The sequence below is a fragment of the Amycolatopsis sp. NPDC049159 genome (assembly GCF_040648295.1).
Lineage (GTDB): Bacteria > Actinomycetota > Actinomycetes > Mycobacteriales > Pseudonocardiaceae > Amycolatopsis > Amycolatopsis pretoriensis_A.
In genome coordinates this window covers 136,748-154,580 of sequence record NZ_JBEZDL010000004.1, presented here as the reverse complement: position 1 = coordinate 154,580, position 17,833 = coordinate 136,748, and the positions used below count along the sequence as shown (strand labels likewise).

Annotated in this window: 17 protein-coding genes; 6 read left to right on the top strand and 11 right to left on the bottom strand. The window is 73.4% G+C overall.

The genetic code is table 11. The features are described from left to right. The first annotated feature begins 123 nt into the window (after nt 1-123). Nucleotides 124-1,098: a methyltransferase dimerization domain-containing protein gene (locus AB0B33_RS09645; protein ID WP_360768965.1), complete on the top strand. Its 975-nt coding sequence runs from the start codon at nt 124-126 to the stop codon at nt 1,096-1,098. Then, nucleotides 1,095-2,024 carry an alpha/beta hydrolase gene (locus AB0B33_RS09640; protein ID WP_360768962.1) on the top strand — a complete coding sequence of 310 codons (930 nt, stop codon included), beginning with the start codon at nt 1,095-1,097 and terminating at the stop codon, nt 2,022-2,024. Before AB0B33_RS09645 ends, AB0B33_RS09640 begins: the two co-directional genes overlap by 4 nt. 3 nt (nt 2,025-2,027) lie before the next feature. On the opposite strand, the gene AB0B33_RS09635 is transcribed toward AB0B33_RS09640, so the two are convergent. The 4 genes from AB0B33_RS09635 to AB0B33_RS09620 form a co-directional block, all read right to left on the bottom strand. After that, complete coding sequence (locus tag AB0B33_RS09635) at nt 2,028-2,615, bottom strand: TetR/AcrR family transcriptional regulator (RefSeq protein ID WP_360768959.1); 588 nt, start codon at nt 2,613-2,615, stop codon at nt 2,028-2,030. Between the two features lie 155 nt (nt 2,616-2,770). Beyond that, nucleotides 2,771-4,381, bottom strand: a complete 1,611-nt coding sequence (locus AB0B33_RS09630) for an amidohydrolase (protein ID WP_360768956.1) — start codon at nt 4,379-4,381, stop codon at nt 2,771-2,773. Nucleotides 4,382-4,384: 3 nt separating this feature from the next. Then, nucleotides 4,385-5,161, bottom strand: coding sequence for a molybdenum cofactor biosynthesis F family protein (locus tag AB0B33_RS09625; RefSeq protein WP_360768953.1), 777 nt, complete (start codon nt 5,159-5,161; stop codon nt 4,385-4,387). Nucleotides 5,162-5,235: 74 nt separating this feature from the next. Further along, nucleotides 5,236-7,095 (bottom strand): primary-amine oxidase, encoded by a 1,860-nt coding sequence (locus tag AB0B33_RS09620; RefSeq protein ID WP_360768951.1) that lies wholly within the window; start codon nt 7,093-7,095, stop codon nt 5,236-5,238. A gap of 113 nt (nt 7,096-7,208) precedes the next feature. Between AB0B33_RS09620 and AB0B33_RS09615 the strand changes: the two genes are divergently transcribed. Both AB0B33_RS09615 and AB0B33_RS09610 read left to right on the top strand, forming a co-directional pair. After that, nucleotides 7,209-7,907 carry an SDR family NAD(P)-dependent oxidoreductase gene (locus tag AB0B33_RS09615; RefSeq protein ID WP_360768948.1) on the top strand — a complete coding sequence of 233 codons (699 nt, stop codon included), beginning with the start codon at nt 7,209-7,211 and terminating at the stop codon, nt 7,905-7,907. Between the two features lie 13 nt (nt 7,908-7,920). After that, nucleotides 7,921-8,721: an SDR family oxidoreductase gene (locus AB0B33_RS09610; protein WP_360768945.1), complete on the top strand. Its 801-nt coding sequence runs from the start codon at nt 7,921-7,923 to the stop codon at nt 8,719-8,721. Between the two features lies 1 nt (nt 8,722). Here AB0B33_RS09610 and AB0B33_RS09605 read toward each other — a convergent pair whose 3' ends face one another. Genes AB0B33_RS09605 through AB0B33_RS09580 form a run of 6 tightly spaced genes read right to left on the bottom strand, consistent with a single transcriptional unit; the run spans nt 8,723 to nt 14,325 of the window. After that, a complete protein-coding gene (locus AB0B33_RS09605) occupies nt 8,723-9,415 on the bottom strand; it encodes an ATP-binding cassette domain-containing protein (RefSeq protein WP_360768942.1) in 693 nt (230 codons plus the stop codon). Next, nucleotides 9,412-11,124, bottom strand: coding sequence for an ATP-binding cassette domain-containing protein (locus AB0B33_RS09600; protein WP_360768939.1), 1,713 nt, complete (start codon nt 11,122-11,124; stop codon nt 9,412-9,414). The genes AB0B33_RS09605 and AB0B33_RS09600 overlap by 4 nt, the downstream gene beginning before the upstream one ends. After that, nucleotides 11,111-11,971 (bottom strand): branched-chain amino acid ABC transporter permease, encoded by an 861-nt coding sequence (locus AB0B33_RS09595; RefSeq protein ID WP_360768937.1) that lies wholly within the window; start codon nt 11,969-11,971, stop codon nt 11,111-11,113. The genes AB0B33_RS09600 and AB0B33_RS09595 overlap by 14 nt, the downstream gene beginning before the upstream one ends. A gap of 10 nt (nt 11,972-11,981) precedes the next feature. Beyond that, the gene (locus tag AB0B33_RS09590; RefSeq protein ID WP_360768934.1) at nt 11,982-13,154 is read right to left on the bottom strand and encodes an ABC transporter substrate-binding protein; all 1,173 of its coding nucleotides are present in this window, start codon (nt 13,152-13,154) and stop codon (nt 11,982-11,984) included. Next, complete coding sequence (locus AB0B33_RS09585; protein WP_360768931.1) at nt 13,151-13,546, bottom strand: nuclear transport factor 2 family protein; 396 nt, start codon at nt 13,544-13,546, stop codon at nt 13,151-13,153. Before AB0B33_RS09585 ends, AB0B33_RS09590 begins: the two co-directional genes overlap by 4 nt. Before the next feature lie 11 nt (nt 13,547-13,557). Continuing rightward, complete coding sequence (locus AB0B33_RS09580; protein ID WP_360768929.1) at nt 13,558-14,325, bottom strand: MoaF C-terminal domain-containing protein; 768 nt, start codon at nt 14,323-14,325, stop codon at nt 13,558-13,560. Between AB0B33_RS09580 and AB0B33_RS09575 the strand changes: the two genes are divergently transcribed. Beyond that, nucleotides 14,324-14,512 (top strand): hypothetical protein, encoded by a 189-nt coding sequence (locus AB0B33_RS09575; RefSeq protein ID WP_360768925.1) that lies wholly within the window; start codon nt 14,324-14,326, stop codon nt 14,510-14,512. The two genes, AB0B33_RS09580 and AB0B33_RS09575, sit on opposite strands and share 2 nt — an antisense overlap. 32 nt (nt 14,513-14,544) lie before the next feature. On the opposite strand, the gene AB0B33_RS09570 is transcribed toward AB0B33_RS09575, so the two are convergent. Next, nucleotides 14,545-15,486 (bottom strand): helix-turn-helix domain-containing protein, encoded by a 942-nt coding sequence (locus AB0B33_RS09570; RefSeq protein WP_247023529.1) that lies wholly within the window; start codon nt 15,484-15,486, stop codon nt 14,545-14,547. A 118-nt stretch (nt 15,487-15,604) separates the two neighbouring features. On the opposite strand from AB0B33_RS09570, the gene AB0B33_RS09565 reads away from it, so the two are divergent. Continuing rightward, nucleotides 15,605-17,818: a tetratricopeptide repeat protein gene (locus AB0B33_RS09565; protein ID WP_360768922.1), complete on the top strand. Its 2,214-nt coding sequence runs from the start codon at nt 15,605-15,607 to the stop codon at nt 17,816-17,818. Nucleotides 17,819-17,833 lie beyond the last annotated feature (15 nt).

Here is a 17,833-nt window from a genome sequence, read left to right as displayed (position 1 = left end):
TTTATTCTACAAACGTAGGAAGTTGAAACATCACGGCTTTTTGTTGCTGTACGGGGAAAACTCGGCACTGGACTCTTTTATCTACGGATGTAGAGTGTCCGCGTCGAACAAAAGGAGGACGACGTGACGACCAGACCCGCCACGCCCGAACGGATCGTGGACATCGCGGTCGGCTACATGGCCGCCCAGCAGCTCTTCGCCGCCAACCGCATCGGCCTGTTCCCCGCGCTGGCCGCCGGCCCGCTCACCGCGGGGGAGCTGGCCGAGCGCACCGGACGGCCCGAGAAGACCGTCCGGATCCTCGGGGACGCCCTCGCCGCACTCGGCCTGCTGTCCCGCGTGGACGGTCGGTACGGGCTGACGCCCGACACCGCCGCGTACCTCGGGGGAGAAGGTCTGGACCTCGCGCCGTTCCTGACCTTCCTCGAGACGATCAGCTACCCGCACTGGCAGCAGTTCCCGCACACCACTGACACCGGCGAACCCGGCGAGCTCGACCTCGGCGGCGACCGCTGGGGCACCTTCCTCGGCGGCGTCATGGCGTATAACGCCCTACACGCCCGGATGCTGGCGGGCGAATTCGACTTCACCGGCTGCAAGAACCTCCTGGACCTGGGCGGGCTCTCGGCCGAGTTCGCCCTGCAGGCCCTGCGGGCGAACGACGTGCTGCGGGCGACGTTCGTCTACGACCCGCGGTCGGTCCCGTCGGTCACCGAAGCCGTCGCGGAGTTCGCAGACCGCACCACCGTCGTCGGCGCGCCGACCCCCGAGGCCGAGCCCGCGGGCGAGTTCGACCTGGTGATGGTGAACCACGTCGTCCACCGGTTCTCCGCCGAGGAGAACCAGGCGATCCTGCGCCACGCCCGGGCCGCGGCGGCACCGGGTGCGCGGTTGCTGCTGCTGGACTTCTTCCTGGACGACGACCCGTCGCCGCGAGCGCTCGACGCGCTGCACGCGGGGGAGTACCTGGTCATCGACGGCACCGTGGTGTACCCCGAGGCCGACGTCCGCGGCTGGCTGGCCGACGCCGGCTGGCGCCCGGTGGACCGGCTGACGCTGCCGGGCTCGCCGGGGGTGCTCGTCGCGGAGGCGGTGTGAGCACCGGCCTGGACCCGGCCGTGCGGGACCTGCTGGACCAGGCCGCGTCGGCGCCGGTGCCCGACCGCCCGCCGACGGCGGTGGAGCTGCGGGCGGCGTTCGCGGCCACCCGGCCGAAGCCGGGTCCGGCGGCGGCGGTCGCGTCGGTGACCGACCACTGCGTGCCCGGCCCGGGCGGTGTTCTGCGGGTCCGCGTGTACCTGCCGGAAGCGGACGGCCCGGTGCCGGCGTTCGTGTGGATCCACGGCGGCGGCTGGACGATCGGCTCGATCGACGAGAACGAGGTGGCCTCACGCGCGGTGTGCGCGGCGGCGTCGGTCGCGGTGGTGGCGGTCGAGTACCGCCTCGCGCCGGAGGACCCGTACCCGGCCGCGCCGTCGGACTGCTACGCGGTGCTGGAATGGCTGGCCGCGGGCGGCGCCGGGCCCGCGGTCTCGCCGTCCCGGCTCGCGGTCGGCGGGGAGAGTGCCGGCGGCAACCTGTCCACCGTGGTCTCGCTGATGTCCCGCGACCGCGGCGGCCCGCCGATCGCCGCGCAGGTGCTGATCTGCCCGGTGTTCGGCCACCCGGACGACGGCCACGCGTCCTATGTGGACTTCGCGACCGGCTACGGCATGACGGCGGACGCGATGCGGTTCTTCTTCGCCCAGTACGCCCCTACCGGGGCGGACGACCCGTACGTGCTGCCTTCGCGGTCGCGGGACCTGTCGGGCCTGCCCCCGGCGCTGGTGCTGACGGCGGAGTACGACGTCCTGCGCGACGAAGGGGAGGCGTTCGCGCGGCAGCTGGCCGAGGCCGGGGTGGCGGTGGACGTGCACCGGTACGAGGGCCAGATCCACGGGTTCTACGGGCTGTACACGGACCTGCCGGCGTCGGCGCGGTCGCACGCCGAGGTGGCGGCGTACCTGAAGGGGATCTTCGCCTGAGGGTCAGGGGCGGGTGAGGCGGTCCAGGAGGGACTCCAGGTGCCGGTGCTGGAGGTCGATCGTGGAGAACTCACCCGCCACCAGGCTCATCACGTTGGCGCCGGCGTTGAGCAGGACGATCTCGTCGACGATCTGTTCGTCGGGCGTCCCGGTGACGACGTCGCCGTCTTCGCGGCCCTCGGTGAGGAAGCGGTGGAGCAGCCCGCGCCACTCGCGGACGTGCTCGAGGTACTTGTCGTGCATGGTCCGGTTGTCCAGCGACATCTGCCAGAAGATCATGAGCACCCGCCCGGCGGTGATCCGCTCGTCGTCGATCGGCATGGACGACACGCAGAGCTCCCGCAGCGCGGTGATCCCCCGGAGCCCGTCGAGCTCGACGTACTGCCGCATCATGTCGAGGGCCCGCTCGTAGGTGGCCGCGATGATGTCTTCCTTGCTGGGGAAGTACAGCTTGAGCGCCCCGTTGGCGAACCCGGCGGCGGCGGCGATCTCCCGCATGGTGGCGGCTTCGATCCCGCCGCGCACGATGAGGTCCCAGGTGACGTCGACGATGTCGCTGCGCCGCTGGTCGTGGTCGATGATCTTGGGCACCCGGCACCTCCCGCACTGGTTTCTCTACCAGTGTAGGAGAAAGTACCGGCGAGTACAGCACGGGGTGCTCGCGCCGGCTGCGGACGTCATGAACGGGTCGTCCATGACGCCAGGCGCGGTGAACGGCCCTTTCATGACATCCGGGCGGCGCGGGGTCAGCGCTGGAACACGCGCCGCCCGGCGAACCACGTCTCCACGACCTGCGTCTCCGCCACCCGGGAGGTCCGGAAGGGATCCCGGTCCAGCACCACGAAGTCGGCCGAGCGCCCCGGCGTCAACGCGCCTGTGACGTCGTCCAGCCCGCACGCCCGGGCCCCGCCCAGGGTGAAGACCTCGATCGCCTCCGCCAGGGTGATCGCCTGTTCCGGCCACAGCGCCCCCGGGCGGCGGCCGAACGGGTCCTGCCGCGAAACCAGGCCCGCGATCCCCTCCCACGCGTTCGGCGACTCGCTCACCGGCCAGTCCGACCCGCCCGCGACCAGCGCGCCGCTGTCGAGCAACGCCCGGTTCGGCTGCATGTGCGAAGCTCGCGACGCCGGCAGCACCTCGGCGATCGCCGACGGGATCACCCCCGGCACCCACAGGAACGGCGAAATGTCCGCCGCGACCCCCAGCTCGGCGAACCGCGGCAGGTCGTCGGGGTGCACGAACTGCCCGTGCGCCACCTGGAACCGGGTGTCCGCGAACCCCGCGGCGCGCACCTCCTCGACGGCGTCCAGGAACTGCCGCACCGAGGCGTCGCCCGTGCAGTGGACCTTCGCCGAGAAGCCCGCCGCGGCGGCCGTCAGCAGCCACTCGGTGAGTTCCGACGGCGGCATCGTCGTCGAACCGCGGAAGCAGCCGCCGTGCGTTTCGTCCGGCAGGTACGGCTCGAGGAACGCCGCCGTGCGGGTCGGGGGGACGCCGTCGAGGAAGATCTTCACGAAGTCCGGGCGATGGTGCGGGCTGCGGAACGAATCCGCCACCTCCAGCAGCGGCGCCCCGACCGGGTCGAAGCCGAAGATCGGGTCGTTGACCAGCAACGACGACACCACCCACGCGTCCAGTTCGCCGGCGAGATCCAGCGACTGCAGGGCGCCCAGGATGTCGGTCGAGACGCCGGCGTCCTGGAACGCCGTGACGCCGAAGCCGTGCAGGACCTCGATCGCCCGCTGGGACGCGCGGCGGTGCTGCCCGGCCGTCAGGCCGCCGGTCACCCGCTCGACCAGGACCCCGGCCGCCTCCAGCAGGAGCCCGCTGGGGACGTCGCCGTCGCGGACGATCACGCCGCCGGGCGGGTCGGGGGTGGCCGCCGTGATGCCGGCCAGCTCGAGGGCCCGGCTGCTCACCCAGCGGTTGTGCCTGCTGTCGTCCGAAAGCGACACCGGGCGCCCGCCCGCGGCGTCGTCCAGCGCCCGCCGCGCGGCCGGCGTGGACAACGTCGAGACCAAAGTGGACGCCCACGCGCCGCCGGTCAGCCACTCGTCCGGGCCCAGCGTCCCGGCCCGCTCGCGGACCAGGCCGAGGATCTCGTCGAGGCCCGCGTCCGCGCCGAAGGTCAGCTCGAACAGCTCGGCGCGTCCGGCCATCGCGTGGTGGTTGTGCACGTCGACCAGGCCCGGGAGGACGAACGCGCCGCCGAGGTCGAGCACTTCGGTCTTCGGGCCGCGCTCGGCGTCCTCGAGTGCGACGATCTTCCCGCCGGACACCGCGAGCGCGGACGCCCACGGCCGCGCGGTGTCCACTGTGTACACCAGGGCGTTCGTCAGTACCAGGTCGGCGGCCACGGCTCAGCCCTCCGCCGGGTCCAGGCCGTCCGGGTGGACGGTGGTGCTCAGCAGCCGCCCGTACGCGCCGAAGGTGAAGTGCGTCGGGTGCTCGCCGGAGCCGTCGAGCCCGAAGAGGACGCCGTGGGAGCGCAGGCGGCGGGCGTCGCGGTGGTCGGCGACGGTGACCGACGCGCACGGGATGACCTTCTCCCGCCAGGCGAACACGTGGATCCCGGGCCGGATCCGGTACACGGTGTTCTCGTCGGTGTCGGCGAGCCCGCGCTCGGGGCCGGCCAGGCACTGCCAGGTGTACCAGTGCGGGCTGAGGTAGACGTGCTCGTAGGCGTGCTCACGGCTGTAGACCCACACCACCCGGCGCCCGATCAGGGTCGTGCTCGGCGCCATAGCCTCGCCGCGGACCTCGAACCCGTCGAGCGTCGCGGGCCGGAACTCCTGGGTGACGCGCGGGGTGCCGTCGTCGCCGATCGTCGTGGTGACGACCAGGGCGCGGCCGTCGCGCAGGTCGAGCAGGAGCGAGACCGCCTCGCGCGGGGCGGGGTGGAACTGGACGTAGTACAGGTCGGGGTCGACGAGGAACGTTTCGCAGAGGACGGTCGCGCCGTCCCAGGCGACGCGCGCGCCGGTGAACCGGGCGGTGCGGCCGGGCCCGTCGCCGTCGTCGTGCAGGACGAACGCGCGGCCGTGCAGGTCGCCGACCACCGGCGCTTTGTTCGCGTCGAAGCCCGGGGCCAGGCCGTCCAGCGGGAGCCAGGTCGAGGTGTCCGAGAGAGTAGTCAAGGTGCAGTCCTCACAGATATCAGTCGGGGGTCCGGGTGGCGAAGCCCCCGGCCCGGGGCTCGGCCCCGGCTGTCTCAGTCGCAGTGGTCCCCGGAGGGGAGGTCGAGCGCGGGGTTGCGGTCGAGGAACCCGTACGGCCGGAACAGGAAGCCGGACTTGTCGACCGGCATCACCGGCCAGTCCTCGGGGCGGGGGACGTGGGTGGGGCCGAACACGTGCCACAGCACGAGGTCGGTGTCGACGAGGTCGCGGTCGGCGGCGGTCCACGCGGGCAGGCCCGCGCCGCCGGGGTGGGCGTTGGGCCGGTCGCCGGCCGGGAACTGCTCGTCTTCGCGGTACGGCGTCGCCCAGAGGTGCTTGGTGGCGAACGTGGCCCGGGCGTGCACAGTCGCGTCCGGCTGCGCCATCAGCGTCGCCGACGGCCGCGGCACCAGCTGGTAGGCGGTCGGCTTGCCGAGCCGGTTCACCCGCTCGGCGCTGCGGACCTCCCAGACGCGGGCGCGGGCGGGGTCGGCCAGGCGCATCGCCTCCCGCTCGGTCCGCAACGGCGTGCTCCGCCAGGTGAACGCGTTGCCGTGCGGGTTGGCCGGCCCGGTCGGCACGCCTTCGACGTCGACCTCGTGCAGGCTGGTGCGGTCGCCGTCGACCTCGACGTCGAGCCGCGCGCAGAACAGGTGCTGGTGCACCGGCGCGAACAGGCCGGGCGCGAGCTCGGTGGCGTGCGGCTGGTCCGCACCGGGCGTCCCGGCGCCGCAGAAGACGATGCCGGTGGCCTTCGCCTCGAACTCGATCGAGCCGTCGAGGTGGAAGTACCAGTAGTGGCCGTAGTCGTAGTTGCCGATGGTGGCGATCGAGGAGACCACCAGCCGCCGCGACCGGCGGACTTCGGGGCGGCCGTGGAGGTCGGTGTGCTTCCAGAGGATCCCGTCGTCCTCTTCGTGCAGGCAGACCGCGCGCGGGATCTCGACCGGTTCGCCGCGGTCGTCGGCGACCCACGCCGGGAAGTAGTGGATGACGCCGACGCAGTCGCAGCCCAGGCGCAGGTCGTTGCCGTTCTTGCCGAACTGGTACTCCCCGGCGTCGAAGTAGCTGATCCAGAACCGGCCGGGCGCGACGTCCCCGTACGGGACGACCATCTCGGGGACGGAGGCCCGGTAGAGGACCGGCCGGTCCTGGAAACTCAGCTGGTGCAGCGTCAGGCCTTCGCGGGAGTTGAAGCCGACGCGCAGGCGCCAGCCCTCCCACGTCACCTCGGAGCCGTCGACGGTGAAGCTCGGGCCGTCGGGCTGGGTGATCTCGATCGGCTTGAGCGTCGTGCGGGCCGGGACGCCGGTGTAGCGCCCGTGCTCGGCGGGCACCGGGACGTCCCCCTCGTCCTCGACGCGCAGCACGCGCTGCTCGGTGAGGTCCAGGTGCACGACCAGGCCTTCGACCGGGTGCGCCCAGGGGCTGTCGTCGGTGTCTTCGCGCAGGAAGGTGAGCGAGCGCATGACGCGGCCGGTCTCGTCTTCGCGCCCGAAGTACCCGGGGGCGAGCGGCGCGCAGAAGGCGTGGCCGATCCGGTCGCCGAGGCCGCGCCGCGCCATCGCGGCCTGCCAGTCCGCCGACGCCTTCGTCAGCCGCTCGGCCAGCGCGTACTCCTCGAACAGGTACGACGGCCGGCCCTCGGCTTCGGCCCAGTCGTCCCAGGAGACGAGCTCCTGCCTGGTCACCGACACCACGGCTTCCCCGGCGCGGCCGGTGAGGGTGTCGAGGAGCGTGTAGCGGATGCGGCGGTCGCCGTCGCCGGCGCGCACCTCTTCCTTGGCGGGTTCGACCGGGACGGCTTGCGGGACGCGGATCGTGCCGCCCGCCAGCCCGGCGTCGGCGAGGACCGCGCGGCCGGCGGTCAGTTCGGCGGCGGTCAGCGGGTCGAGGGGGTGCGGCGTGCTCACCCTGGCCAGTCTCGGCCGGTGCCGCCTCGCGCGCCATCGCCCGTGCGGTCCCCGTCAACAACGCTGCACTCGAGGCCAACCACGTCTCCGCCGCCCGCGGCGAGGATGGGCGCATGCGAACAGATCTCGCCGGGAAGGCGGTCCTCGTGACCGGCGGGGCGTCCGGCATCGGGCTGGCCTGCGTGCGGGCGTTGCGCGCCGAAGGGGCCCGGGTCGGCGTCATCGACCGCGAACCCGGGCCCGGCGTCGTCCAGGCGGACGTCACCGACGAGCCCGCGCTGGCCGCCGCGGTGGACCGCGTCGCCCGGGACTTCGGCGGCCTCGACGCGGTCGTCGGCTGCGCCGGGATCTCCGGCCCGGTCGGCACGCCGCTGGCCGCGACCACGGCCGACGCCGTCGCGCGGGTCCTCGCCGTCAACGTCACCGGGCAGTTCCTGCTGGTCAAGCATGCGCTGCCGTGGCTGGCCGAGAGCGGCGCGGTGGTCCTGCTCGGCAGCGACTCGGCGTTCACGGCCGCGCCGGGCATGGTGCCCTACTGCGCGTCCAAGGGCGCGGTGGTCGCGATGACCCGCGCGCTCGCGGTCGAGGTGCCGGGGATCCGGGTCAACTGCGTCTGCCCGTCGGTGGTGGACACGCCGATGGCGCGCGCCGACCTCGGCGCCGTCCTGGACGACCCCGCGTTCCCGGTGCAGGCCGCCGCCGACGTCGCCCGGCAGGTGCTGTTCCTCGCGTCCCCGGCTTCGCGGCCGGTCAACGGCCAAGCCCTGCTGGCCGACTTCGGGATGTCGGCCCGCTCGGCGTTCCCCGCTTAGGAAAGGATCCACAGTGGACTCATCAGGCAAGGTCGTCGCGATCACCGGCGGCGGTACCGGCATCGGCGCGGCGGTCGCCCGCCGGTACGCCGGCGAAGGCGCGCACGTCGTCGTGCTGGGACGCCGGCGCGAGCCCCTCGAGAAGGTGGCCGCGGAAACCGGCGCGCACGTCATCGCGTGCGACGCGAGCGTGCGCGAGGACGCCGAAAGCGCGATCGCGGAGATCGTGGGCAAGTACGGGCGGCTCGACGTAGTGGTCGCCAACGCCGGCGGGCACGGCCTGTCTTCGGTCGTCGACACCGGCGACGAGGAGTGGGAGCTGGCCCTGCGCTCGAACCTGTCGAGCGCGTTCGTGCTGTGCCGGGCCGCGCTGCCGTCGCTGGTGGAGACCGGCGGGCAGGTCGTCGTGGTGTCGTCGCTGGCCGGGCTCTTCGCCGGGCCGAACGTCGCCGGCTACACCGTCGCGAAGCACGCGCTGATCGGGCTGACCCGGTCGATCGCCCGCGACTTCGGGCCGCGCGGGGTGCGCGCGAACGCGGTCTGCCCCGGCTGGGTGCGCACACCGATGGCGGACGGCGAGATGGACCAGTTCGCCGCGGCGGCGGGCTTCACCGGCGGCCACGAGGAGGGCTACCGCCGCGTGACGGCGGAGGTCCCGCTGCGGCGCCCCGCCGAGCCGGAGGAGATCGCGGCGATCGTGCGGTTCCTGGGCTCGGCGGAGTCGTCCTACATCACGGGCGCGGTCCTGGTCGCCGACGGCGGCGCCCACGCCGTCGACCTCCCGACGCTGGCCTTCGAGCGCGCCGGGATGTGAGTCAGGACCCGAGGTAGGCGGAGTGCAGGGTGGCGGGGGAGTCGAGGAGGGTCCGGGCGTCGCCGGAGTACGTGACGCGGCCCGACGAGACGACCACCGCCTCCTGCGCGACGCCGAGGGCCAGGTGCGTGAACTGCTCCACCAGCAGGATCGCCGCCCCCTCGGCCGCGAACTTCGTGACCACCGGCAGCAGGCGCGTGAACACCACCGGCGCCAGGCCCAGCGACATCTCGTCGATGAGCAGGAACGCCGGGCGGGCCGCGAACGCCCGCGCCAGCACCACCATCTGCTGCTCGCCGCCGGAGAGCAGGGCCGCGGGGGAGTCGCGGCGCTTCTCCAGCTCGGGGAACAGCGCGAGGACCTCGTCGACGCCCGCCGGGGTGCGGGCGGTCAGGCGGAGGTTCTCCAGCACCGTCAGCCCGGGGAACACCGCCCGGCCCTGCTCGATGTGCGCCAGCCCGAGCCGCGCCCGCGCCACCCGCGAGTGCCGGGTGACGTTCACCCCGCCGACGTGGACGCTGCCCGCCGAGGGCGCCACCACGCCCGACACGCCTTCCAGCAAGCTCGTCTTGCCGGCCCCGTTGGGCCCGACCAGTGCGGTGATCCGGCCGGGCTCGAGGACGAGGTCGACGTCGCGGATGACCGGCCCGGCTCCGCGCTTCACCGTCAGCCCGTGGACTCGCAACGCGTTCACAGCAGCTCCGTTTCACCCATGTACGCCTTCAGCACGGCCGGGTCGGCCAGCACGTCCGCCTGCGGGCCGCTCGCCAGCACCTGACCGAAGTCGAGCACCGTGAGCGTGTCGCAGACCGACCGGACCAGGTCGAGGTCGTGCTCGATGAGCAGCACCGACACCCCGAACCGGGCGGGCACCTGCCGCAGCCGCCGCCCGAAGGCGACGTGCTCCTCGTGCGGCAGCCCGGCCGCGGGTTCGTCGAGCAGCAGCACCCGGGGTTTCGCCAGCAGGTGGCCGACGACCTCGACGAGCCGCCGCGCGCCCGCGTCCACTCGCGACAGTGGTGTCCGCGGCGCCGGGCAGCCGAAGAACTCCAGCGCCTCGGCGACTTCGCCACCGGTGAGCCGTCGCCGGGCGACGAACCGGACGTACGCGCCGACGGTGAGGCCGGGCGGGACGCGGTCCTGCTGGAACGTCCGCCGCAGGCCGGCGCGGGCCCGGCGGGTGGGCGAGCCGGTGAGCGGGCGGCCGCCGAGGGTGACGGTGCCGTCCGCCCGGGGCAGGAAGCCGCTGATCGCGTCGACCAAAGTGGACTTCCCGGCGCCGTTCGGCCCGATCACGCCGAGGATCCCGTGCTCGGGCACGGTGATGTCCACATCGGACAGCGCGACGACGTGTCCGAAGGAGACGCTCAGGCCGCGCACCGCCAGGACGGGGCCGCCGGGTGGCAGCGGTTCGACGTCGGCGACCTCGGTGGCGAGCCCGACACCCGCGGGGGCGCCGCGGCGGTACCAGAGGTTGCGCACGGTCGTGCCGAGATTGCCGCGGCCGGTCAGTGCCTGGACGCCGAGCACGCCGAACACCACGAACCCCCAGTCCTGCGGCACGCCCCAGCGCTTGAGCAGCTCGGGGACGGCGACCCAGAGCAGCGCGCCGAACACGGCCATGTCGATCAGGTGCGCGCCGGACATGATCGCCAGCACGTACAGCGCGAGCGACTGGAGGGCGGTGAAGCTCGCCGGGAAGGCGAGGCCGACCTGCCCGGTGAGCAGGCCCCCGCTGATCCCGCCGAGCGCGGCGCTGACCGCGAACGCCGTGAGCTTGGAGGTGCGGACACCCGCGCCGACGGCGGCGGTCCCGCGTTCGGAGAAGGCGACCAGGTGCCAGCTGCTGCCCCAGCGGCCGCGGCGCAGGAAGTGCACGAGCAGCCCGCAGGCGACGAGCACCAGCACGGCGAACAGGAAGTAGGACCGGTCGTCGGAGAAGGCCTCCGGCCGCTCGACCGACGTGCCTTCGGTGGCGCCGGGGAACTGGATCTGCACGAGCGTGAGGTCGGCGGCCGCGGCCAGCCCGAGGGTGACGACGGCGAGGGTGATACCTCGCAGCCGCAGCGCGGGCAGCCCGACGAGGACTCCGGCGAGCGCCGCGGCCAGGCCGCCGAGGAGCAGCCAGGTGACGAACCCGCCGGGCACGCCGGCGACGTTGCACGCGGAGACGACGAACGCGCCGACCGCCGCGAAGGTGAGCTGGCAGAGGGAGATCATGCCCGCGGTCCCGGTGACCACGCCGAGCCCGAGGAGGGCGATCGCCGCGACGACCGCGCTGACGCCGAGGTAGACGAAGTACCCGGCGAGCCCGACGCTGAGCGCGTACCCGGCGGCGATCGCCGCGGCGGCGACCAGGAAGGGCAGGGCCGCCCGCGCGAGCGGGTTTTCAGCGAGCCGCATCCCACACCTCCTTGCGCTGCGTCCACAGCAGCAGTGCCACGATGACCAGGAACGGGAGGAAGTACCGCAGCACCGACAGCTTGTCGGCCTGCGCGACCGCGCCCTGCGCCATGCCGAGGACCAAGCCGCCCGCCACGGCCAGGTCCAGCCGGCGGAAGCCGCCGAGGAGCGCGGCCGCCGCGGCCGGGACCACCAGCATCGCCAGCGACGTCGGGTCGTTCGACTGCGACGGCGCCACGATCGACACCGCGAGGGTGGCGATCACCCCGGTCGCCGTCCAGACGCCGACCGACAGCGGCCGGGCCGGGATGCCCAGCAGCTCCGCCGTCGTCGGGCGTTCCGACAGCGCCCGCAGCCGGACGCCCAGCGACGTCCGGGCCAGCACCGCCCGGCAGCCCAGCGCCACCAGGACCGCGAGCGCGACCGTCACCACGGTGACCTGGCTGACCACCACGCCACCCATCGTGAACGCCGGGCCGGCCAGCAGCGGGTGGAACGGCTGCGGCTTGTTGCCGAACAGGATGAACGCCAGCGAGATCAGCAGCAGGAGCACGGCCACCGTCACCGCCGACCGCGTCCCGGTGTCGGCCTCGGCGAGCCACGTCGAGACGATCCAGCCGAGCACCGCGCTCAGCGCGCCGCCGAGCAGGATGCCCGCCAGCGTCGCCAGCCACTCCGGGAAACCCAGGTGGACGGCGAGGAAGACGGCGACGTAGCAGCCGAACATCCCGGTCGCGGACTGGGCGAAGTTGACCACCCGCACCAGCCGCGACATCAGGGTCAGGCAGACCGCGAGCACCGCGTAGAGGCCGCCGGCGGCGAGGCCGGCCAGTGCGCCCTGCAGCATGAACGTCCTCCTAGGACCGGGGGATCCGCAGCCAGTCCCGCGCCGAGAGCTCCCACTTGTTCGTCCCGGTGGCCAGCTTGATCGGCCAGCCCGCGGTGTTGTCGTGGTGCGCCTGCGCGGGCCCGAACACGTACGGCGTGCCGACCATCGGGTCGCTGATCGGCTTCATCTCGCGCAGCGCCTTGGTCACCGTCTCGCGCGTGATGTCGCCCTTCATCCCGCGCAGCACCGCGAGGAAGTACTTCGCCGCCAGGTAGCCGCCCTGGCTGAACGACGTCAGCGGGATCTTGTTCTTCGCCATCAGGTCCCGCCACTCCTGGTTCGCCGACGCCGCCGCGTCGGTGAACGGGTAGAACTCGGCCGGCACGTAGACCCCGGCGCCGGCGTTCGAGATCGCCTTGGCGTAGTTTTCGCTGTAGACGCTGGTCAGCAGCAGCCACGTGACGTCGGTCCAGCCCTGCGCCTGCGCGGCCTTGAGCTGGCCGATCGAGTCCGGCTCCACCGGGTTGACCGTGATCGCCTTGCAGCCCGCCGCGCGCGCTTTGACGATGTAGGGCGTGTAGTCCGACCCTCCATAGGGGACGGTCGAATCGACGTACTTCAGCTTCTTGCCGGTGATCTTCGTCCACTCGTCGATCGCGGCCTGGTACGCCGGGAGCGTGTTGCCCGCGATCTCGAGCAGCGCGCAGACGTCGTCGAGCTTCAGCACCTCGGAGCCGTAGAGCAGGGTGAGCGTCATGTCGTGGAACGGGCCGACGTTGACCGGCGCGATGTTCGGGCTGGAGAAGCACGCCGGGTCGACGCCGATGCCCGGCATCGACAGGATCTTCTGCTGCTCGTAGTACTTCTCGTTGATCTCGCACTCGATCAGGCTCGACGACCCGACCAGCGCGACGGCCGAGTCGCCGCCGACCACCTCGCGGGCGGCGGCCGCGGCGGCCGACGGGTCGCCCTTGTCGTCGATCGCCTTGTACTCGATCCGGCGGCCGTTGACGCCGCCGGCGGCGTTGGCCGCGTCGAACACGGCCTTCGCCGCTTGCGAGGACTCCGGGAAGGTGGCCGCGCCGCTGAGCGCGTTGACCGAGCCGACGACGATCGGGCCGCTCGAACCGGCGTCGGAACCGGCGCAGCCCGCGGTGGCCAGCAGCACGGCGACCGCGAGGGTGGGAAGGACTTTTCTCATTGCTGCTCCCGGGTTGCGGCCACGACGGGCGCGGAGTCGACGATCTGCTCGAAGGCGGCGACCTCGCCGCCGTCGAAGCGCCACAGGTGCGCGACGCGGGCGGTGAAGGACCGGCCGGTCCGGCGGTGCGTGCCGGTGTAGGTGCCGACGCCGATCACCGCGTCCCCGGCGTCCAGCAGGTCTTCGAGGGTGAAGCGGTAGCCGTCCCAGTCCCGCCCGATGGCGGCGAAGACGTGCTCGGCCACCTCGTCCGGGCCGGTGTAGGAGCCGGCGTAGGGGAAACCGGCGGCTTCGGTCCACCTCGTCTTCGGGCCGAGCGGGGCGAGCATGCCGGGCAGGTCGCCCCGGTCGCTGGCGGCGTAGTGCGCGCGGATGACGTCCACATTGGACACTTGAGGCTCCTTCAGACGGGCTGGGCGTCGGGGTAGCTGACCGAGCCGAGCGGGTAGACGTGACCGCCGGCGCGGGAGTGCTCGGATCGGCCCTCGCCGGTCAGCCCGAGGAACACGCCGGTGGTGCGCAGCGCGTAGCCGAGGTCGTGCAGCCACACGCTCGCCACGGCGATCCGGAACTCGCGGAAGCAGAACAGGTACAGCCCGTCGGCGAACTTCCACACGGTCGAGAGGTCCATGTCGCCGTGGCCGCGCTGGACGCCTTCCAGGCACTGCCAGGCGTAGCGCTCCGAGGAGACGTAGACGTGCTCGTAGAGGTGGTCGGGGCTGTAGCGGTAGAGGTTCCGCTTGCCGATCAGGTCCCGCGACGGCCCGGGCACGGCACCGGACGGGGTTCCGCCGTCGGTGACGCCGGACCAGAAGCGTTGCGAGACGCGGGGAACGTCCTCGACGTCCTTGGCGCCGATCACCGAGCGGACGGCGAGCGCGCGGTGCGACGTGGTGGAGAACACGACGGTGAGCGCCTCGCCGTCGACGCTGGCGAGCGGCAGGTTCACGAAGAAGACGTCGTCGCGCACGGCGACGGCGTCGTACGGGTCCTCGACGCCGTTGAGCACGACGTGCTCGGCGTCTTTGAAGCTCAGCGAAAGGACTTCGCCGTCGTCGAGGGTGATCGTGACGTCCCGGCCGGTGAGGTCGGCGTCCGGCAGGCGGTAGGTGGCGATCCCGGCGGCGAACTCGTCGTAGGTGCGCCAGCCGTCGGTGGGGGCTTCGGACATGGCCTCATCGTCGGGCGGGGGCCGGGTCCGGGCGAGCGGTCACGCGCTGCGGGGCAACTACCGGACGCTGACGGTCAACTCCCGGCGCCGGGTGAGCGGCGTGGACGAGATTCGGTGGGGCACCGCCGTCGGGCAGGGTGCCGCCGAGCGTCGGCGGCCGCCCGGCGAGGGCGCGGAAATGGCTTGATCGCCGGGCGGGCACCTCACCCCGGCGAGCGGTCACGCGCTGACCGTCAACTCCCGGCGCAGCTCGCTCGGTGCCCGGCCGAACGCGGTCTTGAACACGCGGCTGAAGTGGGCGGCGTCGACGAACCCCCAGCGCGCGGCGATCGCCGCGACCGGGCGGCCCGAGTACACCGGGTCGAGCAGGTCGCGGCGGCAGTGCTCGAGGCGGCGCGTGCGGATCCAGCCGGAGACCGTGGTGCCCTGCTCCTGGAACAGCCCGTGCAGGTGCCGCGTCGAGATGAAGTGCTCGGCGGCGATCCGCGCCGGGGTCAGGTCGGCGGAGTGCAGGTTCGCGTCGATGTGCGCGCGGATGCGGCGCATCAGCTCGTGGTGCGGGTCGGCGCCCGCGTGCGCGAGGTCGAGCTCGGTCGCGACCAGCGTCGAGAGCAGGTCGACCGCGCTGTGCGCGAGCCGCGCGCCCGCCGGGCCCGCCAGCTGCTCGAGGTTGCCGCCGAGCTGGGCGAGGAACGGCACGACGACGTTGCCGACGCCCTCCTTGCCCGACATCCGCACCGCGGTCAGCCGCCCGACGAGCTCGGCGGGCAGGTCGATCAGCCGCTGCGGGAACATCACCACCAGCGTCCGGAAGTCCTCTTCGAACACCAGCGAGTACGGCCGGTGCGTGTCGTAGAGGGCGACGTCGCCGGGGCGCAGCACGGCCTGGCGGTCGTCCTGCACCAGCAGCCCGGTGCCGGCCAGGATCAGGCTCAGCTTGTAGTAGCGCCGCTCGGCGCGGGCGATCAGCTCGGGCGTGCGCTCGACGACGTGGGGCGAGGCGGTCACCTCGGAGACCTGCACCTCGTCGGCGCCCGACGAGCGGATCCGGCCGCGGAAGCCGTCACCGCCCGCCGTGACGTGCAGCGGGACGAACGACTGCGAGACGGCGGTGCGGAACTCGGTGAAGTCGCGGGCGATGAGGGTCGTGGGGGCGGGCACGGGGTCACCTCGCAGCGTCGGGAGGAGGACAGCGTCGTATACGATAAGCGATACGATCTTCCGCGACAATGCTCCCGGCCGTCTCATCGTAGGATTCCGCCTCGGGAGGAGGGGGCGGATGGAGTCGTTCGGGGCACGGCTGCGCCGGTTGCGGCGCGCGGCCGGGCTGACGCAGGAGACGCTCGCCGAGGCGGCCGGGCTCAGCGCCCAGGCCGTCGGGGCGCTCGAACGCGGGGAGCGCCGGTTCCCGCACCGCGAAACCCTCGACCGGCTCGCCGACGCCCTCGACCTGGCCGGCGACGCCCGCACGGAGTTCGCCGCCGCGGGTGCGCGCCCGAGGACCCCGGCGGGGACCACCGCCGTGCCGCGGGAGCTGCCGGGCGGGGTCGCCGCGTTCACCGGCCGCGAAGTGGAGCTCGACCGCGTGCTCGGCCTGTTCGCCGACCCTCGGCCGGGTGTCGTGGTCGCCATCGCCGGCATGGCCGGGGTCGGCAAGACCGCGCTGGCCCTGGAGGCCGGGCACCGGCTCGCCCGGCGGTTCCCGGACGGCTCGCTGCACCTCGACCTGCGCGGCCACGCCGCCGACCCGCCGGATCCCCTGGACCTGCTCGACCGCCTGATCCGCGAGCTCGGCGGCGAGCCGCCGACGCCGTTGACGCTCGGCTCCGCGTCGGCGCGGAGCCGCTCGGTGCTCGCGGGGAAGCGCGTCCTGCTCTTGCTGGACAACGCGCGGGACGCCGCGCACGTGGCTCCGCTCCTGCCGGGCGCGGGCGGTTCCGCGGCCATCGTGACGAGCCGGGCCGCGCTGCCGGACCTGCCCCAGGCGCACCAGGTGCTGCTGGACGTCCTGCCCGAGCCGGACGCGCTGCGCCTGCTGGCGGCGGAGATCGGCGCGGACCGCGTCGCCGCCGAGCCCGCCGCGGCCCGGGCCGTCGTGCGCCTGTGCGGGTACCTCCCGCTGGCGCTGCACCTGGCCGGCGCGCGGCTGGCGACGCGGCCGTCGTGGCCGGTCGCCCACCTCGCGCACCGGCTCGGCGACGAGAGCCGCCGCCTCGACGAAACCGGCGTCCGCACCAGTTTCGCGCTCGCCTTCGGGGCGCTGGACGACGCCGCGGCCCGCGCGTACCCGCTGTTGTCCCTGCTCGACGTGCCGGAGCTGTCGGTGCCCGTCGCGGGACGGCTGCTCGACGCCCCGGACCGCGTGGCCGAGAACCTGCTGGAACGGCTGACCGACGAGCACCTGCTGACCACGCCCGCCCCGGGCTGGTACCGGCTGCACGACCTGCTGCGGCTCTACGCCCGCGAGCACGCCGGGCGGCTCCCCGCGGCCGAGCGGGCCGCCGCGATCACCCGCGTCGTCGAGCTGTGCGCCTCCGTCGCGTGGCAGAGCATGGCGCTGGTCTCGGCGGCCTCGCACCGCCACGACTGGGCGGCCGGGCGCTGGGCGGCCGGCGGCCCGGCCACGACGGAGGAGGTGTTCGGCTGGCTCGACCGGCACCAGGCGCACCTCGTCACGCTCGTGCGGCAGGCGGCGGCGACGCCGGGGGTGCCTGCCGAAGCGATCGCGGCCGTCGGGCTCGGCCTGTTCGAATACCACCGGGCGCGGGCGCGGTGGCGCGACGCCATCCAGGTCGACGAGGTGGCGCTGACCCTGGTCGACGGCGTCGACCCGGTGGCGGCGGCGACGCTGCGCAACGACCTCGGGGTCGCCGAGGCCGAACTGGCCCACGGCGGCGAGGCGGCCGACTACCGCCGCTCCCACGCGCACCTGCGGCGGAGCCTCGCGGACTGGGAGGAGATCGGCGACCCCCGCCAGCTCGCCGGGATCCTCAACAACCTCTGCTTCGTGTTCGGCCTCGGCGACGACGTCGACGAAGCCATCGAGTTCGGCGAGCGGGGCCTGGCGCTCAACCGGTCGCTCGGGCTGCGCCACGTCGAGACGCTGAACCTGGTGAACCTCGGCGTGCTCTACGGCCGCCAGGGCGACCGCTCCCGCGAGCTCGCGTACGCGACCGAAGCGGTCGCCGTCGGCGAAGGTACCGACGATCTGCGGGGGGTGGCGTACGGGTGGATGCGGATCGGCACGGTCCACCGCGAGGAGGGGCGGTACGCCGACGCCGTCGAGGAGCTGCGGCGGAGTGCCGAGCTGTGGCGCGCCGCCGGCGTGCGGTCGTACGAGGCCATGACGCTGGCCGAACTCGGTCGGGCCTACGCGGGGCTGGGGTCGCCGGTTCGCGCGCGTGAGCTGTTCACGGAAGCGCTGGCGATGCTGCGGGAGTACGGGGGAGCCGAGCACGTGGCTGCGGTCCGGGCGGAGCTGGAAGCGTTGTGACGAGGACGGCCAGGT